The sequence below is a fragment of the Methylobacterium sp. BTF04 genome (genome assembly GCF_010692745.1).
Classification (GTDB): domain Bacteria; phylum Pseudomonadota; class Alphaproteobacteria; order Rhizobiales; family Beijerinckiaceae; genus Methylobacterium.
The window spans coordinates 1-3105 of the sequence record NZ_JAAHTB010000124.1; the positions used below are offsets into that span (position 1 = coordinate 1).

A 3105-nucleotide genomic window follows, 5' to 3' on the forward strand; every position below is an offset into this window, starting at 1 on the left:
TCCAGGTGAACACCGGCACCGGAATGAACACCGGCGGGGCAGCGCGACGCGGAAGGTCGGCAGCCGAAGCAGCGACGGTCATAAGGGCGGCGGCGCTGCTGGCCAGGAAGAGCGTCTTGATCATCGGGTCGCTGTACTCGGTTTATTGAGAGCGCCGCACGGGCGCTTCGGTGGGGCCAAGAACCACGAATGGCCCGGACGGCCTAGTGCAAACGGGCAACACGCTACCGCTTCCCGGTCGCCTGCCGTTTCGATCGGCGGATCCGCGAAGCGGCGAGTGGCAACGGCATATCGGTGGATTCGCCTTCGCAATCGCGCCCGATTTGCAGCCTATGCGTTCCGAGCCCCGCCGCGGAGAAAACCTATACATGTCGTCCAGCGTCGAAAGCCTCGCCCCACTGCGAAGCAAGGCAGAGGGCTACGCTCAGGTCATCCGCGCCTTGATGCTGCGCGATATGCGAACGCGTTTCGGCGGATCGCACTGGGGCTACGCGGTTATCGTCATGTGGCCGGTGGCGCATGTGATGGTTCTGGTCGCGGTCATGGGATTCAGGGGCGGCGCATCGCCCCTTGGAGACAGCGCGCTCCTCTTTGTGGCGACGGGCGCCGTTCCCGTTCTGATGTGTCAGTACATCAGCAACGAGACGATGAAGGCCCTCGCCCAGAACAGGCCGCTCCTCTATTACCCGCAGGTCAAGATATTCGATGTCATGATTGCGCGGTTTATCGTCGAAATCGTCAAGGGCTTTACCGGACTCATCATAGTTCTCGCTATTCTCGTTGCCCTTGGTGTCGATCCATCCCCCGATGACACCTGGGTCGCGGTCACCGGTTATTTGGCGTCCATTTTACTCGGAATTGGGCTTGGCGCTGTGAATATCGGTATCGTGTCGTTCTTTCCAGGGTGGATGATTGGATATATTCTTGTTCGGGTATTGCTGTATATTACCAGCGGAGTCTTCTTTCTGCCGAATATGATGCCGGAGCAGATATATTCGATTATGAAATGGAATCCCTTGACTCAAATTATTGAGTGGGTTCGCGTTGGATATTACGCCCAGCTTCCGGTGGAGGTCGATTACCTTTACGTGCTGCTATGGGGCGGCGGTTCGTTGATGATCGGGCTGATCATGGAGCGCACGCTGGTTCGGAAAATGACCTGACGACCGGTACCGTCGGTGCCAAAGCCATCCAGATTTTTGCTGCTGCTCTCGATGGCGGTACCGCTGTTGCCGTGGCCCGTACGGCTGCCGTCCGCGAAAGAGAAACCTCGCAAGGTCTGAGGCTCCGGGCGGCCCTCCAAATACAGCGTCCGCGTTCGGGCCGCATGCGCTATGCGGATGTCGATCGTGGCGAACCAGCCTCTTGGCCGTTCGATGGCGATGCGGCCGACCTGACAGGGGCGCGAACACCACGATGATCGGGCTCGGACGTTGGAAGGTCCGACCGAACATCGCGTCGCCGTTTCTGGTTCTCCGGATGCAGGCACCGTATTCATAGGCGATCAGTCAGCGGCGCTCGGAATTGAGACGAGGAGCTTGACCAATTCTATGTCGATCAGTGCTCATTGGACTGATATGCGTGAAGGCCGAACGATTCGAGTACTGCTAGCATCGCCGATCGGGGGAAAAAATGATCGGAAGATTGTTTTCGACAGCCTTGCGCAAAGCGCCGCGACATCCCGATCCTTTCGATCAGGATGTCGAAAGCGCTGCAAGGGAGATGGGCGCAATGCGGTTTCCCGCCATGACACCCCTGCGACCGCCCCCGGCCCAGAACGATGACCCTCTGCGCGGCTTCTGCAGTGGCGTCGAAGCGGACCTGCGGGCCGCCGGTTACCTCCACTGATCTGGGCGTGCCCAAGCTCGCCCGTCTTGTTCGGTAGCCGTGCCTCAGCGGCTGTCCTGTGGGGCAATCGCAGCAGGTCGGACATGAGCGAGAAACAGAGGCCGGGTAGGACGGGATCGGCGCGGAACCTGTGTTCTCAGTGGTTGCCCCCTCGATCCGAAGAGGATGGGGGTTCCGCGCTACCTGCCATCGGAGCGAGCAGGCCCCGTCGAGCCTGACTGGGCAAAGCCAACCCCGTGCAGATCGGAAAACGCTTCGGAGAAAACTACGCGCAGGATACCGGCAGCTGCCGAAGCAGGATCCTCCGCGATTCCAGAAGCCGGGTTGCCCCTGCAGGTTCAGACGACTCTTTTACCCCTGAACTTCCCGGAGTGCGGGCCGTTGCGTGAGCGACTGCACTCGTACGGACTGACCCATGACACGCACCACCATCGCTTTCACGACGGCCCTGACCATCCTGGTTGCGGGTCCAGCGCTCGCTCAGTCGCTGGCGCCGACCGGCGGTGCCGGCAATACGGGCGTGACCACGCCCTCCATGGCGCCTGGGGCAGTACCTCAGGCCAACGATCTCGACTTACGCCCGGCCCCGAACGTCGTCGGCAATCCCAGCCCCGCCTCGGTTCCGGGCACCAGCCCCAGCGTGAACATCGGCGGTACGCCCACCAGCGGACCGCCTGGGACGGGCGGCACGGCGGGCGGTCCCTCGCTCGGAAACCGGTAATCCGAAACGCGACCCGCCTTCCGTGGCCCGCGTGCGCCTCGGCACAGCGAAACGTTGGAAGGCGGGCGATAACTCGAGTGGGCAAAGCCCGATCGCTATCGAAGGTGACGACCGAACTATACTCAGTCGAGGAGATTCAGATGATTGCAGCAGGCCCGTTTCGCTGGCTTTTGACCCTCGCCGCCATGATCGCACCCTTTGCCGCCGTGACGGGTCGGGTACGTGATACGTCCGCTGATCGGCTGATCCAGCAGGCGTCCGCGGACCATGTGGTTTTCCGTCACTACCTGTAGGCCCAATCCGCCTATTGTCCGTTGGAACCCGATGCAACGGTGGCGCCTGATCGAATTCGGCATGCCAGCGCCTTTGGCTTGATGTCATCGGCTGCTCTGCCCACGACCAGATCATCGGCAGGAGGTTTGTCGTGGGCCGGTACGATGGCGGCCCGGTCAGCGAGTGGCGCCTTCGGATTTGTATGGGTCTAGCCCGTCTTATTCATGAGGGCAGTGGATCTGAGGCGGCGAGCGTAGCGTAAA

At 61.3% G+C, this 3105-nt stretch carries 3 protein-coding genes; all 3 read left to right on the plus strand.

What is annotated here, in order from left to right; all coding sequences use genetic code 11:
* Positions 1-368: 368 nt before the first annotated feature.
* The 3 genes from G3T14_RS23540 (at position 369) to G3T14_RS23550 (ending at position 2862) form a co-directional block, all read left to right on the plus strand.
* Positions 369-1163: an ABC transporter permease gene (locus G3T14_RS23540; RefSeq protein ID WP_163644918.1), complete on the plus strand. Its 795-nt coding sequence runs from the start codon at positions 369-371 to the stop codon at positions 1161-1163.
* A gap of 1100 nt (positions 1164-2263) precedes the next feature.
* Positions 2264-2569: a hypothetical protein gene (locus G3T14_RS23545; RefSeq protein ID WP_163644919.1), complete on the plus strand. Its 306-nt coding sequence runs from the start codon at positions 2264-2266 to the stop codon at positions 2567-2569.
* Positions 2570-2709: 140 nt separating this feature from the next.
* On the plus strand, positions 2710-2862 hold the full coding sequence (locus G3T14_RS23550) for a hypothetical protein (RefSeq protein ID WP_163644920.1): 153 nt from the start codon (positions 2710-2712) through the stop codon (positions 2860-2862).
* Positions 2863-3105 lie beyond the last annotated feature (243 nt).